The sequence below is a fragment of the Corynebacterium sp. CNJ-954 genome, assembly GCF_001942345.1.
Lineage (GTDB): Bacteria > Actinomycetota > Actinomycetes > Mycobacteriales > Mycobacteriaceae > Corynebacterium.
The window spans coordinates 75,694-92,807 of record NZ_MKKI01000004.1 but is presented as its reverse complement, the minus strand read 5'-3'; the positions used below and the strand labels follow the sequence as shown (position 1 = coordinate 92,807).

Annotated in this window: 13 protein-coding genes and 1 pseudogene; 7 read left to right on the top strand and 7 right to left on the bottom strand. The window is 67.3% G+C overall.

The genetic code is table 11. The features are described from left to right. Positions 1 to 251 precede the first annotated feature (251 nt). Positions 252 to 461, top strand: coding sequence for a heavy-metal-associated domain-containing protein (locus BJF89_RS02890; protein WP_075812135.1), 210 nt, complete (start codon positions 252 to 254; stop codon positions 459 to 461). A 2-nt stretch (positions 462 to 463) separates the two neighbouring features. Further along, complete coding sequence (locus BJF89_RS02885; RefSeq protein WP_075812062.1) at positions 464 to 2,752, top strand: cation-translocating P-type ATPase; 2,289 nt, start codon at positions 464 to 466, stop codon at positions 2,750 to 2,752. A gap of 10 nt (positions 2,753 to 2,762) precedes the next feature. On the opposite strand, the gene BJF89_RS02880 is transcribed toward BJF89_RS02885, so the two are convergent. The 7 genes and pseudogenes from BJF89_RS02880 to BJF89_RS02850 form a co-directional block, all read right to left on the bottom strand. After that, on the bottom strand, positions 2,763 to 4,160 hold the full coding sequence (locus BJF89_RS02880; protein WP_075812060.1) for a lipase family protein: 1,398 nt from the start codon (positions 4,158 to 4,160) through the stop codon (positions 2,763 to 2,765). Positions 4,161 to 4,357: 197 nt separating this feature from the next. Beyond that, positions 4,358 to 4,993 carry a TetR/AcrR family transcriptional regulator gene (locus BJF89_RS02875; RefSeq protein WP_187344668.1) on the bottom strand — a complete coding sequence of 212 codons (636 nt, stop codon included), beginning with the start codon at positions 4,991 to 4,993 and terminating at the stop codon, positions 4,358 to 4,360. 18 nt (positions 4,994 to 5,011) lie between these two features. After that, the gene (locus BJF89_RS02870; RefSeq protein WP_075812131.1) at positions 5,012 to 6,151 is read right to left on the bottom strand and encodes an acetyl-CoA C-acyltransferase; all 1,140 of its coding nucleotides are present in this window, start codon (positions 6,149 to 6,151) and stop codon (positions 5,012 to 5,014) included. Positions 6,152 to 6,171: 20 nt separating this feature from the next. Further along, a complete protein-coding gene (locus tag BJF89_RS02865; RefSeq protein WP_075812058.1) occupies positions 6,172 to 6,978 on the bottom strand; it encodes an SDR family oxidoreductase in 807 nt (268 codons plus the stop codon). Positions 6,979 to 6,986: 8 nt separating this feature from the next. Continuing rightward, the gene (locus BJF89_RS02860) at positions 6,987 to 7,868 is read right to left on the bottom strand and encodes an SDR family NAD(P)-dependent oxidoreductase (RefSeq protein ID WP_075812056.1); all 882 of its coding nucleotides are present in this window, start codon (positions 7,866 to 7,868) and stop codon (positions 6,987 to 6,989) included. Between the two features lie 107 nt (positions 7,869 to 7,975). Then, positions 7,976 to 10,284, bottom strand: a pseudogene (locus BJF89_RS02855) (glycoside hydrolase family 3 C-terminal domain-containing protein). 28 nt (positions 10,285 to 10,312) lie between these two features. Continuing rightward, positions 10,313 to 11,677: a lipase family protein gene (locus BJF89_RS02850; protein ID WP_075812054.1), complete on the bottom strand. Its 1,365-nt coding sequence runs from the start codon at positions 11,675 to 11,677 to the stop codon at positions 10,313 to 10,315. A 194-nt stretch (positions 11,678 to 11,871) separates the two neighbouring features. Between BJF89_RS02850 and BJF89_RS02845 the strand changes: the two genes are divergently transcribed. The 5 genes from BJF89_RS02845 (at position 11,872) to BJF89_RS02825 (ending at position 17,101) form a co-directional block, all read left to right on the top strand. Next, a complete protein-coding gene (locus BJF89_RS02845; protein WP_075812052.1) occupies positions 11,872 to 12,423 on the top strand; it encodes a gluconokinase in 552 nt (183 codons plus the stop codon). Further along, positions 12,420 to 13,817 (top strand): GntP family permease, encoded by a 1,398-nt coding sequence (locus tag BJF89_RS02840; RefSeq protein WP_075812050.1) that lies wholly within the window; start codon positions 12,420 to 12,422, stop codon positions 13,815 to 13,817. The genes BJF89_RS02845 and BJF89_RS02840 overlap by 4 nt, the downstream gene beginning before the upstream one ends. 116 nt (positions 13,818 to 13,933) lie before the next feature. Beyond that, positions 13,934 to 14,827 carry an SDR family oxidoreductase gene (locus BJF89_RS02835; protein WP_075812048.1) on the top strand — a complete coding sequence of 298 codons (894 nt, stop codon included), beginning with the start codon at positions 13,934 to 13,936 and terminating at the stop codon, positions 14,825 to 14,827. 50 nt (positions 14,828 to 14,877) lie between these two features. Continuing rightward, a complete protein-coding gene (locus tag BJF89_RS02830) occupies positions 14,878 to 15,942 on the top strand; it encodes a hypothetical protein (protein WP_075812046.1) in 1,065 nt (354 codons plus the stop codon). A 25-nt stretch (positions 15,943 to 15,967) separates the two neighbouring features. After that, positions 15,968 to 17,101 carry an aromatic acid exporter family protein gene (locus BJF89_RS02825; RefSeq protein WP_075812044.1) on the top strand — a complete coding sequence of 378 codons (1,134 nt, stop codon included), beginning with the start codon at positions 15,968 to 15,970 and terminating at the stop codon, positions 17,099 to 17,101. Positions 17,102 to 17,114: the final 13 nt, after the last annotated feature.

Here is a 17,114-nt window from a genome sequence, read left to right as displayed (position 1 = left end):
TATTCCCGCAGCCCCGGAAATCCAGGCATGAGACACGCGCAGGTCTCCAGGCAGACGTCGGCGATGGCAGAGCTACCGGTTGCGCGGTCAGGGGTAACGGGCGGATAGCACGCCGAAAACGACCATCGCCCCTGCCACGCGACCGACAGGTCTGCCACTCGCCGAACAGCGGCCAGCCCCCTTGCGGCATACCCCATAGGGGTATACAGTCGGCATCGTCAGAGAGACCGGAACGACGAATGGAGAACACCATGGCCACCATCACCAAGAACTACACCGTCGAAGGCATGACCTGCGGACACTGCAAAGCTTCCGTCGAAGAGGAGATCGGTGAGATCGCCGGCGTCTCGTCGGTGGACGCTGAATTGTCCACCGGGATCGTCACCGTCACCGGCGAGGACATCGACGACTCCTCCGTCGCCGACGCCGTCGCTGAAGCCGGTTACAGCATCAGGAGCTGACCATGACCACCACACCCGTCGAATCCGCCGAACCCGTCGGCCTGATCGATCTGGACCTCGGCGTCACCGGTATGACCTGCACGTCCTGCTCGAACCGCGTAGAGCGCAAGCTCAACAAGCTCGACGGTGTGGAGGCCACGGTGAACTTCGCCACCGAATCCGCCTCGGTCCGTTACGACCCCGCCAAGGCCGACACCAGCGCCCTCATCGACACCGTGAGAGGCGCCGGATACGACGCCTTCACCATGTCCGACGACACCGAAGGCGCGAGTACCGGTGACACCAGTGATGCCGGTTCAACCGGCGGGCAGGAGAGCGGCCAGTCCCGGGTCGACGCCGCCCGCGACAGTGAGGCCGCCGACCTGAAGAAGCGCACGATCGTCTCCGCGCTGATCACCGTACCGGTCGTCCTGGTGAGCATGATCCCGGCACTGCAGTTCGAGAACTGGCAGTGGGCCGTCCTCACCGCCGTCACCCCGGTGTACTTCTGGGGCGGGGCACCGTTCCACCGGGCCACGCTGGCGAATCTGCGTCACGGCTCCTTCACCATGGACACCCTGGTGACCCTGGGCACCACGGCCGCCTACCTGTGGTCACTGTGGGCATTGTTCCTGGGTAACGCGGGCATGCCCGGGATGACCATGGAAATGCACCTTCTGCCGTCGCACTCCACGATGGACGAGATCTACCTGGAGTCCGTCGCCGTCGTCATCACCTTCCTGCTGTTGGGCCGCTGGTTCGAGACCCGTGCGAAAGGACGTTCCTCCGAGGCGCTGCGCACCCTGCTGAACATGGGGGCGAAGGACGCCACGGTGCTGCGCGACGGCGCCGAGGCCCGCGTTCCCGTCAAGGAGCTACAGGTCGACGACGTGATCGTGGTGCGTCCGGGCGAGAAGATCGCGGCCGACGGCGTGGTCACCGACGGCAGCTCCGCCGTGGACGAGTCGATGCTCACCGGCGAATCGGTGCCGGTTGAGGTCACGGACGGTTCCACTGTCACCGGGGCGACCATCAACACCTCAGGACGGCTGCTCGTCCGCGTGACCCGCACCGGTGAGGACAGCACGCTGTCCCAGATGGCGAAGCTGGTCACCGACGCACAGGCCAAGAAGGCACCGGTGCAGCGACTGGTCGACCGTATCTCGCAGGTCTTCGTCCCCGTCGTCATCCTCATCGCCGTGGCGACGCTGGTCATCCACATCGCCACCGGCAGTGGAGTGGCGCCCGCGTTCACCGCCGCCGTCGCGGTACTGATCATCGCCTGCCCGTGCGCACTGGGCCTGGCCACACCGACGGCACTGCTGGTCGGCACCGGGCGGGGCGCCCAGCTCGGCCTACTGATCAAGGGGCCGGAGGTGCTGGAGTCCACCCGGCGCGTCGACACCGTCGTCATGGACAAGACGGGCACGGTCACCTCGGGTGTGATGTCCGTCAGCGACGCGACCCCCGGCGTGCTCGCTTCCGCCGCCGCCGTTGAGGCTGGCTCCGAGCATCCGATCGCCCGGGCGATCGTGCGCGAGGCCGAGCAGCGTGGCGCGGTTCCTCAGGCCACCGATTTCGCCACCACCGCGGGACGGGGTGTCACCGGGACGGTCGACGGGTCCACCGTGACCGTGGGTCGTCCCGCCGCACACCTGCCCGATGACCTACAAGGGGCCTTCGACGCGGCGCAGGACGCCGGCGGCACCCCCGTCGTCGTCGAGATCGACGGGAACGCCGCCGGGGTGATCACCGTGCGGGACACGGTGAAACCGACCTCCGCCGAGGCCGTGGCCGGGCTCAAGGAGCTCGGTCTGACACCGATGCTGCTCACCGGTGACAACGAGGGTGCCGCCCGAGCCGTCGCCGCCGAGGTCGGGATCGCCCCGGAGAACGTCATCGCCGGTGTGATGCCGGACGAGAAGGTCGACCACATCGGTACGCTCCAGGCTGAGGGCCGGAACGTGGCCATGGTCGGTGACGGTGTCAACGATGCCGCGGCCCTGGCGTCCGCGGAACTCGGTTTGGCGATGGGGGCGGGGACCGACGTGGCGATCGAGGCGTCGGACATCACACTGATGAATGACGACCTGCGCTCCGCCGTCGATGCTATCCGCCTGTCGCGTCGCACCCTCGGCACGATCCGGGGCAACCTGTTCTGGGCCTTCGCCTACAATGTCGCATTGATTCCGGTGGCTGCGATCGGGCTGCTCAACCCGATGCTCGCCGGTGTGGCGATGGCGTTCTCCTCGGTGTTCGTGGTCTCCAACTCGTTGCGGCTGCGCAGCTTCCGGTCAAGCCACGCCAGCTGACCGGGGCACCTCACTGCAGCGGGTTGCCCTCGGGGATCTGCCCGCAGGTACTCGTCGGCTCGTCACCGGCGAAGCGGACGTTGATCCATGGCACCATCTGCGCTGCCCACGCGGCCCCTGCCAACGCGTGGCCACCGGCCGGGATCTCCCGGTAGTCCACGTCCGTCCCGTCATCACAGTATTTCCGGGCCAACGACCGGGTGTCGCCGAGCAGCATCACACCGTCGCCGTCACCGAGGACTGGATGCGGCGGGGTGTTCTCCGCTTCACCACCTCCGGCCTGTACCAGCAGCTGAGGGTACGGCGGGGTGTCCCGCAACCCCATGTTCGTGTCGTCCAGAAGGTGACGCACCTCGGGAATGGAGTCCGGATACGGGTACTCCGGCAGGATGATCTCCTCCCACCGCAGGTGATCGTAGGAGTCGGAGGCGTCACCGATGGCGACGCGGTCCATGTCGGCGAAGACCTGTCGACCGGTGTCGGTGAGGTAGGGGTCCAGGTCGACCCCGTAGGCACGCGCCAGCCCCACCATCGCCATACCGACGACACCGGACCAGCCGCTGCCCTCCCCCGCGTAGACGAGGTTGTGTTCGGGGCGCACCATGGTGCCACCCTGGGCCACCCCGACAATGCTCCCGGCGACCTCCGGTGCGTAGCTTTCCGCCAGGATCGACGCCCAACCGGCACCGATCGACCCCCCGGAGTAACCGACGAGCGCGGTCGGAGCGTCAGACGGGACCTCGGCCCCGGGAGTCCGGTGGGACGCGCGGAGGCCGTCGAGGATGATCTGCCCGTACTCCGGACCGGCGGCGAAGATCTCCCCCTCGCCCTGGATATCGGGCATGACCACGGTATGTCCGGCGGCGAGCAAAGGTGCGATGAAGGCGAGTTCCGCCAGCACGACGGCGCCACCTTCGCTGACGTTCCCGGACAGGACGCGGGACGGTCCGTCCTCGGGGCGCATGGAGTCGTAGAAACTGGCGTACATCACGGTGTTGCCGGACGGTTCGACGGAGGACGGCGGGTGGATCACACTGGTCACGGCCACGGAGGGCTCACCGAGGGTGTCGGTGGTGCGGTACTGCACCTGGGTGGCCTGCAACGGGGAGTCAATCTCCCCGATTTCCTTGATTCCCTCGATTCCCTCGATCTCAGCCGGGATGGTGCGTTGTTTCAGCGGTGCACCGGGGGCGAGTCGCTGCAGCTCCTCGGCGTCGTCTCCGTCGGGAAGCGCGAAGAACGACGCATCGTCCTGGACGGTCGGGATCTCGGCCGGCGCAGTGACCGGCGCGGACTGTGTCGTCTCTTTCGGCGGGTCGTCGGCTGTGCCGGCACAGGCCGGTGCCGCACCACCACCGAGTGCCAGGACGAGGAGCGTCGCCCCTACTTTTCGTTTCGTATCCCGCATTCCGCCTCCGGGTCGTCAGTCAGTTGACGACACCGTAGCGTCGACGCGGTGCGACAGTGGGGACGTCTTATTTTCGCGCGTGGCACGAACCACCATGGAAGCCTGTGACCTGGACTTAGGGAAATAGCAATCCCGGACCCCATTATGGGGACCGGGATTGTCGACACTGAAAACTATGTGTTTTCAGAAGATTCTTACTACGTCGTGATGCCGCCGACCACCTGCGCGACGATCGTGGCGGCAAGGGCCCGGATCTCGGCCTCGTCCTGCCCCTCACGGGGCCGGAACCACATGGCCGTGCTGTTCAGACTGCTCAGCAGGACACGGGTCATCAGACGCCGGTCACCGTCACGGATACTCGCGTCGGCGATACCGTCCTCCAGCACCTGCCGGAACATCACCTCGTACTCCTCGCGGAGTCCGTTGATCGTCTCGAGCACCTCGCGTTGCCGCTCTTTGAGCGCAGCGAAACGCTGTCCGGGGACACCCTGGTGGATGGCATTGTGGTAGCCGAGGTTCTGCATGAGGTTCGCCAGGTGCGCCTCACTCATGGCGGTGAGCCGTTCGGCACCGGTACCCGCGCCGCTGGAGAACGGTTCCACCACACGGCGGACGGTCTTCATCCCCTCCTCGTACACGGCGAGGTAGATGTCGAACTTCGAGCGGTAGTAGTAGTAGACCCGCCCCTTCGTCGCGCCGATCTCCTCGGCGATGTCGTCGATGGTGGCACGGTCGAAACCTCTGAGCTCGAAGACCTCGGCTGCGGCGTCGAGGATCTGATGACGCGCCTGATCATGGGCTGTCATATCGACGCCGAAGGAGTCCACTGTCATGTCCTCCAGTCTATACAGTCACAGTTCAAACAGCCCGGCCGCTCCCATTCCGCCGCCGATGCACATCGTGACGACCACGTACCGGGCCCCGCGCCGCTTGCCTTCACGCAGCACGTGGCCGACCATGCGGGCGCCGCTCATGCCGTAGGGGTGACCGATGGCGATGGCGCCACCGTTGACGTTGTACTTCTCCGGGTCGATGCCCAACTGGTCCCGGCAGTACACTGCCTGGGAGGCGAAAGCCTCGTTGAGTTCCCAGAGATCGATGTCGTCGACGGTGAGCCCGTGCTGCTCCAGCAGCTTCGGCACGGCGTAGATGGGCCCGATGCCCATCTCGTCCGGCTCGCACCCGGCTACGGCGATTCCCCGGTAGGTGCCCAGGGGCTCCAGGCCCCGGCGTGCGGCCTCGTCCTTCTCCATCAGGACGACGGCGGCCGCACCGTCCGAAAGCTGGGACGCGTTGCCTGCGGAGATGGTGGCGTCGTGCCCGGGACGGTCCGGCAGGACCGCCTTCAGTTTCGCCAGGCCCTCGGCCGTCGTGGACGGTCGGTTGCCTTCGTCGAGGGAGAGGCCGCCGAGGGGGACGATCTCGTCTTCGAACAGTCCGGCCTCCTGGGCGGCGGCGGTCCGGCGCTGGGATTCCAGGGCGTACTCGTCCTGGGCCTCACGCGAGACGGAGAAGCGCTCCGCCACGTTCTCGGCGGTCTCCAGCATGGGGATGTAGACGTCGTGCCCGTTCTCCTTGAGCCACGGATCGACGACGCGGTAGCTGTTGCGGTGCTCATTCTGCACGAGGCTGATCGACTCCACGCCGCCGCCGACGGCGACCTGCAGGCCGTCGACGATGATCTCCTTCGCCGCCGTCGCCACGGCCATCAGGCCGGACGCGCACTGGCGGTCGACGGTCATGCCCGGCACGGAGACCGGAAGCTCGGCGCGCAGGGCTGCCTGACGTGCGACGTTGTACCCGGTCGAGCCTTCCTGCATGGCGCAGCCGAGGATGACCTCCTCCACGTCAGACGGGTCGAGGCCCGCCCGCTCCACCGCGGCGGCGATCGCGTGTGCGGCGAGTTCCTGGCCCTGGGTGTCACTGAACGCACCCTTGTAGGCGCGGCCGATGGGGGTACGTGCGGTGGAAACCACCACTGCTTCTCTCATGGTGCTCATTTCTCCTTGGTTCAGTTCTGTGAGTTGGTCGGATCGTACATGGCGACAGACATCGTGGAGGTCAGTCCGCCGTCGAGGGGGATCGTCGTGCCGGTGATGAAGGAGCTGGCCGGGGACAGCAGGAATGTCACGAGCCCGACAGCGTCCTCAGGTCGTCCCAGACGCCCGAGAGGGTTCGCCTTGCTCATCTCGTCGCCGTGCTCGTCGATGGCCCACTTCATCATCTTGGTGGGGAACGGCCCCGGCGCGATGGCGTTGACCAGGATCGACGGTGCCAGCGTCGAGGCCATGTGCCTGGTCATGTGGTGGACCGCCGCCTTCGACGCGGAGTACGAGTAGTTCTCGTAGTTCGGCACGGCGAGACCGTCGATGGAGCCGATGTTGATGATGCGGGACGGTTCGGAGCCCGCACCGGCCTCAAGCAGCGGACGCAGAAGCTGGGCGAGCACGAACGGCGTCTTGACGTTCACGCCGAGTACCTTGTCCCAGGCGGACGGCGGGAACTCGTCGAAGGTGGCACCCCAGGTCGCACCCGCGTTGTTGACCAGCCCATCGAGGTGGTCGGTGTGGCTCTTGACCTGCTCAGCGAGGTCCCGGCACCCTTCTTCGGTCGAGATGTCGGCGGCGATGGCATGGACGGTCCCGTACTGCGAGAGCTCCTGCTGCGCCTCCTGTGCAGCGTCCGCTTTGCGGGTGGACACCAGGACGGTCGCTCCGGCGCGGAGGAGCCCCTCGGCGATCATCAGGCCGATGCCCCGTGCGCCGCCGGTGACCAGGACGGTGTGTCCCGAGATATCGAAGTTGTTCGTGGTGGTCATGACGCCTTCTACCCCTTGTTCCCTGCGTCCCCGGTGACGGTCCGCACATACAGCGAGGTCTGGTCGAATGCCGAGCCGAGGGAATGGGTGTTGCTGAGGTCGGAGATCTCGTCCCAGTGGGCGGCGACGCCTTCGGCACTGAGCTCGTCAGCGGGCAGGGCGACCGGTTCTGCCTCGAGCATGCGGGACACTGCGAAGACTCCGGCACCTGCACCAAGGATCACGCCGTTGGGTGCATCCTTCGACACCAGGAAGACCGCACCCGGGGTCACAGTCTCCGGGCCGAGTTTCGCAGCGGCGTCCTCGTCGATGAGGCCGTCCGTCATCTGCGTGGCCGCGGTCGGGGCAAGGGCGTTGACCTTGATCCCCTTGCGCTCGCCTTCGATGGCCAGGACATTGGTCAGGCCGACCAGTCCGGACTTGGCGGCACCGTAGTTGGACTGACCGAAGTTGCCGTAGATGCCCGAGGCGGAGGTGGTCATGAGAATACGGCCGTAGCCCTGCTCGACCATGTGGGGCCAGGCGGCCTTCGTGCAGTTGACCGATCCCATGAGATGGACATCCACGACCTTGCGGAAGTCGGCGAGGTCCATCTTGGCGAAACTCTTGTCACGGAGGATGCCGGCGTTGTTGATGAGGATGTCGATACGACCCCACTGCTGCACTGCAGCATCAATCATCGCGGCGGCAGCCTCGACATCGGAGACGTCGGCGCCGTTGGCGATGGCTTCACCACCGGCTGCCGCGATCTCGTCGACGACAGCATCAGCGTTGCCGAGGTCGTTGACCACGACCTTCACGCCGCGCTTCGCGAGGTCCAGGGCATGAGCCCTGCCCAGTCCTCCGCCTGCTCCGGTGATGACGGCAACTTGTCCTGCAAACTCTTCCATGTTCTTCCTCTCTAGTTTCTAACTGCGATACTAACGAGTATTATGTGATGCTGATCTCAGCCGTGTCAAGGCCCTCCCCCCAGCGGGCCGATGTACGACGCGAGCCCCTACCCGTTGACCCTCTCCAACAGTTCCTGCAGCTGTTCGCGGGTCACCGCTCCCCCGCTGAACGTGACGATCCGGTCGAGTGGGATGCTCGCCATCATCTTCGCCATGTCGACACCCAGACCGTCTCCACCCTCACCGCCGCTCTCACCATCACCCCCGGCCATGCCGCCGAGGACATCGCCGAGCGATTCCGCCACCGCCGGTACCGCCAGTGCCTCGCCGAGCGTCGACTCGAGGGTCAGCGGAACACGCACCTCCTCCCCTTCCAGGTCGACCTCCACCGAACCACGCAGGTCCCTGCTGGACGCCCCCACGTGAACCACGTAGCGTCCCGGCTCCAGGACGAAACGGTCCACCCGCACATCCCAGTACTCCAGGTCACGCCGGTCCAGGTGGATCTCGATCTCCTCTCGTTCACCGGGTTCCAGCGTGACCGATCCGAACCCGGCCAACACCTTGGGAGCCCTGACCTGGTCCGAGTCCGGCACAGACACATACGCCTGCACCACGTCCCGTCCGGCCCGGTGACCGGTGTTGGTCACCCCGACCGTGACCGTGATGCCGTCGCCGTCGTCGTCCGGCTGGCCGAAGACATCGTCGTACTCGAAGGTCGTGTAGGACAGGCCGTGACCGAACGGGTAGGCGACACGCAGATTGCGTGCGTCGTACCAGCGGTAACCGACGAACAGACCTTCGCTGTAACGGACGTGCCCGTGCTCACCAGGGAAATCCAGGTAGGCCGGGGTGTCGGCCAACCGTGCAGGCAGGGTCTCGGTGAGTTTGCCCGACGGGTTCACCTCGCCGGTCAGTACATCGGCGATCCCCGCACCACCGCCCTGGCCGAGCAGGTTGGCGTCCAGAACCGCCGGGGCGAGGTCAGACACCTCCCCGAGGTCCAACGCGCCACCGTGGGACAGCACCACGACCACCCGTTCCTGCACCGCACGTACCGCACGCAACAACCCGAGCTGCTCCGGCGGCAACGACAGGTCGGTCCGGTCGAAGCCTCGGACTCCTGGTCCGGCGACAGGCCCAGGAACACCACGGCGATGTCCGCGTTCGCGGCGTCCTCCACCGCTTCAGCGAGCAGCCCGCTGTCACGCCCTGAACCGTCCGTGGTGAAGCCCGCGGCATAGGTCACCGGTGCCGCCAGACGTTCCTTGAGCAGCTCCAGCGGCGAGTCGACGCGGGTGGGGTTCACATGGGAACTTCCTCCGCCCTGGTAGCGCGGGGTCTCGGCGAAGGCACCGATCACGGCCACGGAACCGGTCACCCCCGAGGCGGCGATCGGCAGGATGTGCCGTCCATCGGCGTCGTCGTTCTTCAGCAGGACGACGGACCGCGCCGCTGCCTCACGGGCGAGGGCATGGTGCTTCTCCGCGGTCTCGTCGTCGAAGGAGGCTTCCCGGCGTGCCGCGGTGGCCCGCCGGGCCAGTGCCGCCACCCGCTCCGCTGCGACGGTCACCACGTCTTCGTCGAGCTGCCCGTTGCTGACCGCTGTCACCACCTCGGCGTCCGCCGCCCCACCGTCCGACGGCATCTGCAGGTCAAGACCTGCGGCGACCGAGCGTAGGCGCCCGCCGACCGCACCCCAGTCGCTGACGACCACGCCGTCGAAGCCCCACTCGCCGCGGAGGATGTCGGTGAGCAGTTCACGACTGTGCCGGACGGGCACTCCGTTGACGGCGTTGTAGGAGCACATCACGGTCCATGGTGCGGCGTCCTCGACGATCCTGCGGAAGGCACGCAGGTAGATCTCACGCATCGGACGGGGATCGACGTCGGAACTCGCCCGCATCCGGTCGTGCTCCTGGTTGTTGAGCGCGAAGTGCTTCAGACTCGCACCGACGCCCCCGTCCTGCAGTCCGGTGACCCAGGCGGTGCCGAGCGCCCCCGCCAGGTGCGGATCCTCGGAGTAGTACTCGAAGTTGCGTCCACCCAGTGGCGACCTCTTGATGTTCACTCCCGGACCGAGGAGCACCTGCACGTCCTCCGCCTGCGCCTCCTCCGCGAGGGCGGCGCCGATGCGCTCCACGAGGTCGGGGTCCCAGCTCTGGCTGAGACCGGCGGCCGGTGGGAAGCAGGTGGCAGGAACGCTGCCGGCCAGTCCCAGGTGGTCCACACCACCGGTCTGTTTGCGCAGCCCGTGCGGCCCGTCGGTCAACGTGACGGAGGGGACGTCACCGACCTCCTTCGTCTGCCAGAAGTTCCTGCCCGATCCGAGCCCGGCGCGGTCTGCCAGTGACAGTGCCGCAATGTCGGTGGTGCCGGTGGTGTCGTCCGTGGTGGATGGTGTGTGGTGGGTCATGGTGTCCTTTGTACTGGTGTACGGGAATTCACGCCGGGAAGTCGCAGGTGCCGGTCACCGGACGCCCGTGGAACCGGTCGAGCAGGAACGGGATGCCGAAGGCACTTCCGGAGACCGCCTGGAGGAAGTGGTTCTGGTCGCTGATCTCGGGGAGGATGTCGTCGCGGTAGACCACGGGCGCCCCGGTCGAGCACCATGTCGCGGCAAGCTCGCGGGCCTGACCGTAGGCCACCGTCTTGTCATGGCGGCCGGAGACGATCATCGTCGGAGCGGCCGGCGTCCCGGTGCCGATGCGCTGCTCGTTCATGGCCCGCACGCCCTCCGGGATCTCGCCGAGGAGGTCATCGAGCCGACGGCCGTCCGCCGTCCACTGGTCGGTTGTCTGGTAACCGTAGGTGTCGCCGATCTCGTCGGTGCACATGCCGGCCAGGTCATCAAGGACGTCACGACCGTGGTCGGAGAGGTGCGTGTCGAGTTCGGCGGCCAACGCCGGGTACCGGGCGTTGAGACCGTTGATGGTGAAGCCGATCGCCCCGACGAGGTTCGACCCGTCGATGGTGCGCTGCACCGCCTCGAGGTCAGCGGGTGGGGCCGAGGCGTAGGCGCCGACCACGTCCAAGTCCGGGGCATAGTCGGCGACTGCCTCGACCGCTGCGGTCGATGCACCACCGCCCTGGGAGTGCCCGTAGAACCCGACCGAGCCGAAACCGTCTCCGCGGTCTTCGACGAGGCTGCGGGCCGCACGGGCCGCGTCGATCATCGCGTGCCCCTGTTCCGCCCGGTTCATGTAGGTGTGCATCCCCGGTGTGCCCATTCCCACATAGTCGGTCACCACCACCCGGACGCCCTGACTGGCGAACACCCAGTCGTACGCACCCTCCAGGGCGACGGTGCGCCCGGAGTCCAGCGGGTCCGGCTGGTCGTCCAGGGGCCAGTTCCGGGAGGGGGCGCACTGGTCACCCTGGCCGACCGTGCCCCGTCCCACGACCACGGTGGGACGCTCCCCCGGGCCGGTCCACGGCACCGTCGGCTCGACGGTGTAGCCGCTGACCGCGACGGGCGCACCGGTCATGTCCGTGGTGGAGTACATCATCTTCTGCACCCTGTCCGGCACGGCGAACTGGTGCCCGTCCGGGCCGGACGGTGCCGGCGCGTAGGGGGCGGTCGCGGTCCGCAGTACTGTCCCGGGCGCGCCCGGGACCAGGTCGGCGGTGTTGTAGAAGGGGTCGACGTCGCCGGCCTCGACCCGTGGGGCCTGCCCTGCCCACGGCAGGGTCTGCCCCTGCGCCGGAGATACCGCGAGTGCCACTACGACGGCTGCACCGGCGAGCACCGACAGCCCCCGCCTCCCCGTCGGCTCGACCCTGCCCCTCACCGCGTCCAGGATCCCCATAGTCTTCTCTCCTCTGACGGTATATTCTTCCTACTACATTTCCTGTCAAACCTACTCCGCTTGTCGTGGCTCGCTGAGAAGAAGGGGAGAACCCACACGAAGACACAGAGGCAGACATACTCGGAACCTTCCCCGCGGAGGGCCGCAGGGGTACAGTCTCCGCAAGACCACCCGTCCAACCAGAAACGAGTGCCATGTCCGACACAACCCGGCCCCGCCCCGTCCACCTCGTCATCATGGGTGTGAGCGGCAGCGGGAAGACCACGATCGCCGAACAGCTCGAACAGCGAACCGGTGTGCCCTACGCCGAGGCCGACGTATTCCACCCCGAGGCGAACAAGAAGAAGATGGGCTCCGGCCAGCCGCTCAACGACGACGACCGATGGCCCTGGCTGCAGGAACTGCGGAACTGGATGACCGCACAGGCGGAGAAGGGTCACTCCACCATCGTGACCTGTTCCGCACTGAAGAAGTCCTACCGCGACGTCCTGCGTGAGGCCGTCGGCGACGAGTTCTTCGTGCTGTTGGACGCGCCGGAAGACGTTCTCGCCGCCCGCATGGAGGTCCGCAAGGGCCACTTCATGCCGGCCTCTCTGCTGCGCTCCCAACTCGACACCCTCGAAGGTCTCGACGCCGACGAGAAGGGCATCACGGTCGACGCCACCGAGTCCCCCGAGTCGCTCGCCACCGAGATCCTGGCCATTGACGCACTCGCCGTGCTCGCCCACGAGGGGCGGCCGCAATGACGTTGACCCTCCTCGCCGCCGACGCCGAATCGACCGGGACCGCCGGTGAAACCCAACTGGTGGTCGCCGCGGTCATCGGCATCGCCCTGATCATCGGACTGATCGTCTGGGCGAAACTCAACCCGTTCCTGTCCCTGATGATCGGCTCGGCCGTCCTCGCGCTGGTCGCCGGCACTCCCCTGGTGGAGGCGTTCGGCAGCTTCACTGAAGGCTTCGGCGGCACCGTCGGCGACGTCGGTGTCCTCATCGCCCTCGGCGCGGTGATCGGACAGTTCCTCGTGAAGTCCGGTGCCGCCGACAGTATCGTCGACGCCTTCCTCGCCCGCACCGCCCCGGGGCTACGCCCCTGGGTCATCGCCGGGCTGGCCATGCTGCTGGGTATCCCGCTGTTCTTCGAGGTCGGCATCGTCCTGCTGATCCCGGTGGTCATGCTGGCCGCCCGTCGGTCGCAGCTGCCGGTCATGCTGCTGGGTATTCCGGCCCTGGCGGGTCTCTCCGCCCTGCACGCCCTGGTGCCCCCGCACCCCGGCCCCCTGATCGCCGTGGACGCCCTGGGTGCGAACCTCGGCCTCACCCTGGCCCTGGGTCTGCTGGTGTCTGTCCCCGTCGTGGCGATCGCCGGCCCGTTGTCGGCGAAGTTCATGGCCCGGTGGGTACCGATCGAGGCACCGACCTCCATCTCCGGGCAGGACATCACCGAGAACACCGGGAGCACCGGGGCCGACCGTCCCTCGGTCGGGCGGGGCCTCTCCGTGGTGCTGCTCCCGGTGGTGATGATGCTGTCGCGCACCGTCGTGGAATCACTGCAGGTGTCCGAGGACTCGGTGGTGTACAAGACCTTCGAGTTCCTGGGTGAACCCATCGTCGCACTACTCGCGACGGTTCTGCTGGCGATGTTCTTCCTCGGTTTCGGTGTGGGGCGCACCCGGCAGGAGGTCTCCGACCAGATCGGCGGTGCCTTCGGACCCATCGCCGGCGTGATCCTCATCGTCGGCGCCGGCGGCGGTTTCAAGCAGACGCTGGTCAACACCGGTGTCGCCGACGTCGTCGGCGAGTGGGTGCAGGCCGCGCCGGTCTCCCCGCTGATCGCCGGGTGGCTCGTCGCGGTGTTCATCCGCCTGGCCACCGGCTCGGCGACGGTGGCGACCGTCACCGCCGCCGGCATCATGGCGCCGGTCGCCGCGGGCATGGGCTCGACCGAAGTCGCGCTGATGGTGCTGGCGATCGGCGCCGGGTCGGTGTTCTTCTCCCACGTCAACGACGCCGGCTTCTGGTTGGTCAAGGAGTACTTCGGCATGACCGTGCCGCAGACGCTGAAGACGTGGTCGTTGATGGAGACGGTGCTCTCCGTCGTCGCCCTCGGCGTGGTTCTGCTGGTCCACCTGGTCATCTGACCCGGGCACCCACACATAGGGCCACCCCTCCGGGTGGCCCACATACCCGCAGGTCAGCCCGCTGGTAGGGTCGTGGCACTTTCCCGATAAGCGACATGCAGATGGGAGCACGAGCCATGACCGACCAACTGACGTTCACCAACCCTGTCACCCGCTTCGCGAGGATCGAACCCCCCGAGCAGCACCAGCCTGAACCGGGTCTGGACGCTGAGCTGATCCCCGAGGCTGACATCGGGGCCACCAGCTACCGCGGCACCGGACGCCTGGAAGGACGGAGGGCTCTGGTCACCGGCGCGGACTCCGGCATCGGCGCGGCCACCGCACTCGCCTTCGCCCGTGAAGGCGCCGATGTGGCACTGGCCTACCTCCCCGACGAGGAACGCGACGCCCGCCGCGTCGCCGACCTCATCGAGGCGGAGGGCCGTCGCGCCGTCCTGCTGCCCGGCGACCTTGCCGATGAGCGGTACTGCGTGGACCTCGTGGAACAGGCCGTCAAGGAACTCGGCGGACTCGACGCCCTGGTCAACAACGCAGGGCGGCAGATCTCGGTGCCACGGTTCGCCGACATCACCGACGAGCAGTGGAAGCAGACCTACGAGGTGAACCTCCACGCCATGGTGCGGGTGACCAGAGCCGCACTCCCCCACCTCGACGCCGGTGCGACGATCGTGAACTCGACCTCCATCCAGGCCTACGACCCCTCGGACCACCTGATGGACTACGCGTCGACGAAGGCGGCGATCAACAACTTCACCAAGGGGTTGGCCACTCAACTGGCTCCGGAGGGCATCCGCGTCAACGCCGTGGCGCCCGGCCCCGTGTGGACGCCCCTGCAGGTCTCGGACGGCCAGCCCAAGGAGGCACTGCCCGAGTTCGGTCACAACACCCCGTTGGGCCGGGCGGGCCAGCCCGTCGAACTCGCCCCGGCCTACGTCTTCCTGACGTCGCCGGAATCCAGCTTCGTCGTCGGATCGACGATCCACGTCAACGGCGGACAGATGACGCCGTAAGCATCCACCCACCGTAAGCACACCCGGCTTCCCCAGAAAGGAACAGTACGATGAAACTCGACACCGTCCGGGACATCAACGAGGCTGACGGACCTTTCGTCACCGTCTACCTTGAGGGACGCAACCCCTCCGAGGACGCGGAGAACCAGATCCGCCTGAGGTGGAACGCACAGCGTGAACAGCTCGCCGAGGCAGGTGCCGACGAGCAGCTCCTGTCGGTGGTGGACGACGCACTGTCCACACGCAACATCACCGAGATCCAGACCGACGGACGCGTGCTCGTCGCCCACGCCGGCGGCGTCCTCCTCAACGAACCGTGGGACGCCCGCCCGGGAACCGGGGACAGCTCCGCCTTCGGCGACAACCCTGAACTCTCCGGCTACGTGCGGGAACGCGCCGGCGCGGTCCGCGTCCTGCTGGCCGTGGTCGACCAGACGGGCGCCGTGGTCCGCCGACTCGTCGCCACCCGTGACCAGAACCTCGACGAATCCGGCGAGGAGGTCGTCGAGAACCGCAGCGACGAACCGGTCCGCAAGCCCCGCAAAGGGGCACTGTCCCACAACCAGATCCAACGCCGGGCAGACGAGGCGGTCAAGCAGAACGCCCGCGGTATCGCCGAACACCTGGACGCCACCGCCCGCACCTGGTCGCCTGATGTCCTCGTCCTCGCCGGTGAAACCCAGGGACGCACCGCGGTGAAGGAGGAACTGCCCCCGGCGCTGGCCGAGATCGTCCAGGAGACGGACGAGGGTGGACTCGCCGACACCAGCGGCGACAACGCCGGAGAAGCGCTGTACCAGGCGGTCGGCGCCATCGCCAGCGAGATCGCCGCTGGCGCCGCCCTCGCCCAGGCCGAGCGCTTCGAGGAAGCCCGGGCACGTGGCCGGAGTGCAGAAGGCGTGCACGCCGTGATCCAGGCGGCCGGCATGGGCGCGGTGGAGACCCTGCTGCTCAACTACGACGTCCCCACCCGTGGGGAGAGTGAAGCCGTCGTCAGCAGCGCCCAGGTCGACGCCGACGTGGCGTTGACCGATGCCCCGCTGTCCGGCGGTATCGCCGCCGTCCTGCGCTTCAAGGCGCCCGAGGAACTCGGTTCCGCGGAGTTGAACGGATGATCCGAACCAACGAAGGGGGACGGTCCTGAACACCCGGACAAGGGACGACGACCACGGGGTCCTCGGCCGTCTCTGGGCTACGGTCAGGAGCCCGGAGGGGTCCACCGCGGGGCTGCAGATCGCCAAATGCGTGATCGCCGCCACGGGCGCGTGGTGGATCTCCGTGACGTTCCTCAACACGAGTTTCCCCTTCCTCGCCCCCTGGGTCGCCCTGCTGACGATCGACGCCACGGCGTACCGCACCCTGTCGCGTGGTGTGCAGTCGACCATCGCCTCTCTCCTGGGCATCGGGGTCGCTTTTGTCGTCGGCACGTTCCTGGGCGTCTCCCTGTGGACGTATGCCCTGGCACTCCTCGTGGGAATGGTGCTGGCCAGAGTGCGGTGGATCCGCGACGAAGGTGTCACCGTCGCCACGATGTCCATCTTCATCCTCAGTGACGGTTTCTCCGAGCAACAGCAGCAGTTCGGCGACCGCATGATGGAGATCGGGGTGGGAGTCGTGGTCGGAATCGTGGTGAACCTGCTGGTCCTGCCTCCGTTGCGGGACAGGCAGGCATCCCGGTACGTCGACAACGTGAACCGCAGGATGGGATCGGTCCTGGAGAACATGGGTGAGGAGTTCGCCTCCTCCTGGGACACCGACCGGGCAGACGCGTGGATCAACGAAACTGACTCGATCAGTGAGGAACTGAACTCGGCCTGGTCGGTGGTGCGGTTCGCCCGGGAGAGCCGTCGGGCCAACCCGCGGTCGTACCTGTCGCGGCTGCGACGGGCGCGGGCACGCGGGCAGGAGACGCCGGATCCGGAGGAGGCCAGCTGGGAGGACATCCTGCGACGTGCCGACGAAGGCGCATCCCACCTGCGTAACCTGGCCAGGACATTGCGAGAGGCCTCCTACGCCGAGGGTGAGTGGGACACCCGCTTCCGTGAGGAATGGGCCTCGATCTCCCGGGACGCGGGCCGTGCCGTGGCAGACCCGGACGCCGAGGTGGAGTCGCTGTCGGACCGGCTGAAGCAGCTCACAGAGGATCTCTCGGACGACGAGAACCTGCCGACGAGCCACTGGCCCGTCTACGGGACGATGATCACGGGTCTCGAGCACATCGTCGAGATCGTCGACGACGTGGCGTCGTCGCGGGAGGCCCGTGACCCCCACTGAGGGCAACTGCCGG

What these genes read in the sequence shown, in the direction of transcription:
- BJF89_RS02890 (WP_075812135.1), top strand. Translation starts at nt 252, where the DNA reads ATGGCCACCATCACCAAGAACTACACCGTCGAAGGCATGACCTGCGGA.
- BJF89_RS02885 (WP_075812062.1), top strand. Translation starts at nt 464, where the DNA reads ATGACCACCACACCCGTCGAATCCGCCGAACCCGTCGGCCTGATCGAT.
- BJF89_RS02880 (WP_075812060.1), bottom strand. Translation starts at nt 4,160, where the DNA reads ATGCGGGATACGAAACGAAAAGTAGGGGCGACGCTCCTCGTCCTGGCA.
- BJF89_RS02875 (WP_187344668.1), bottom strand. Translation starts at nt 4,993, where the DNA reads ATGACAGTGGACTCCTTCGGCGTCGATATGACAGCCCATGATCAGGCG.
- BJF89_RS02870 (WP_075812131.1), bottom strand. Translation starts at nt 6,151, where the DNA reads ATGAGAGAAGCAGTGGTGGTTTCCACCGCACGTACCCCCATCGGCCGC.
- BJF89_RS02865 (WP_075812058.1), bottom strand. Translation starts at nt 6,978, where the DNA reads ATGACCACCACGAACAACTTCGATATCTCGGGACACACCGTCCTGGTC.
- BJF89_RS02860 (WP_075812056.1), bottom strand. Translation starts at nt 7,868, where the DNA reads ATGGAAGAGTTTGCAGGACAAGTTGCCGTCATCACCGGAGCAGGCGGA.
- BJF89_RS02850 (WP_075812054.1), bottom strand. Translation starts at nt 11,677, where the DNA reads ATGGGGATCCTGGACGCGGTGAGGGGCAGGGTCGAGCCGACGGGGAGG.
- BJF89_RS02845 (WP_075812052.1), top strand. Translation starts at nt 11,872, where the DNA reads ATGTCCGACACAACCCGGCCCCGCCCCGTCCACCTCGTCATCATGGGT.
- BJF89_RS02840 (WP_075812050.1), top strand. Translation starts at nt 12,420, where the DNA reads ATGACGTTGACCCTCCTCGCCGCCGACGCCGAATCGACCGGGACCGCC.
- BJF89_RS02835 (WP_075812048.1), top strand. Translation starts at nt 13,934, where the DNA reads ATGACCGACCAACTGACGTTCACCAACCCTGTCACCCGCTTCGCGAGG.
- BJF89_RS02830 (WP_075812046.1), top strand. Translation starts at nt 14,878, where the DNA reads ATGAAACTCGACACCGTCCGGGACATCAACGAGGCTGACGGACCTTTC.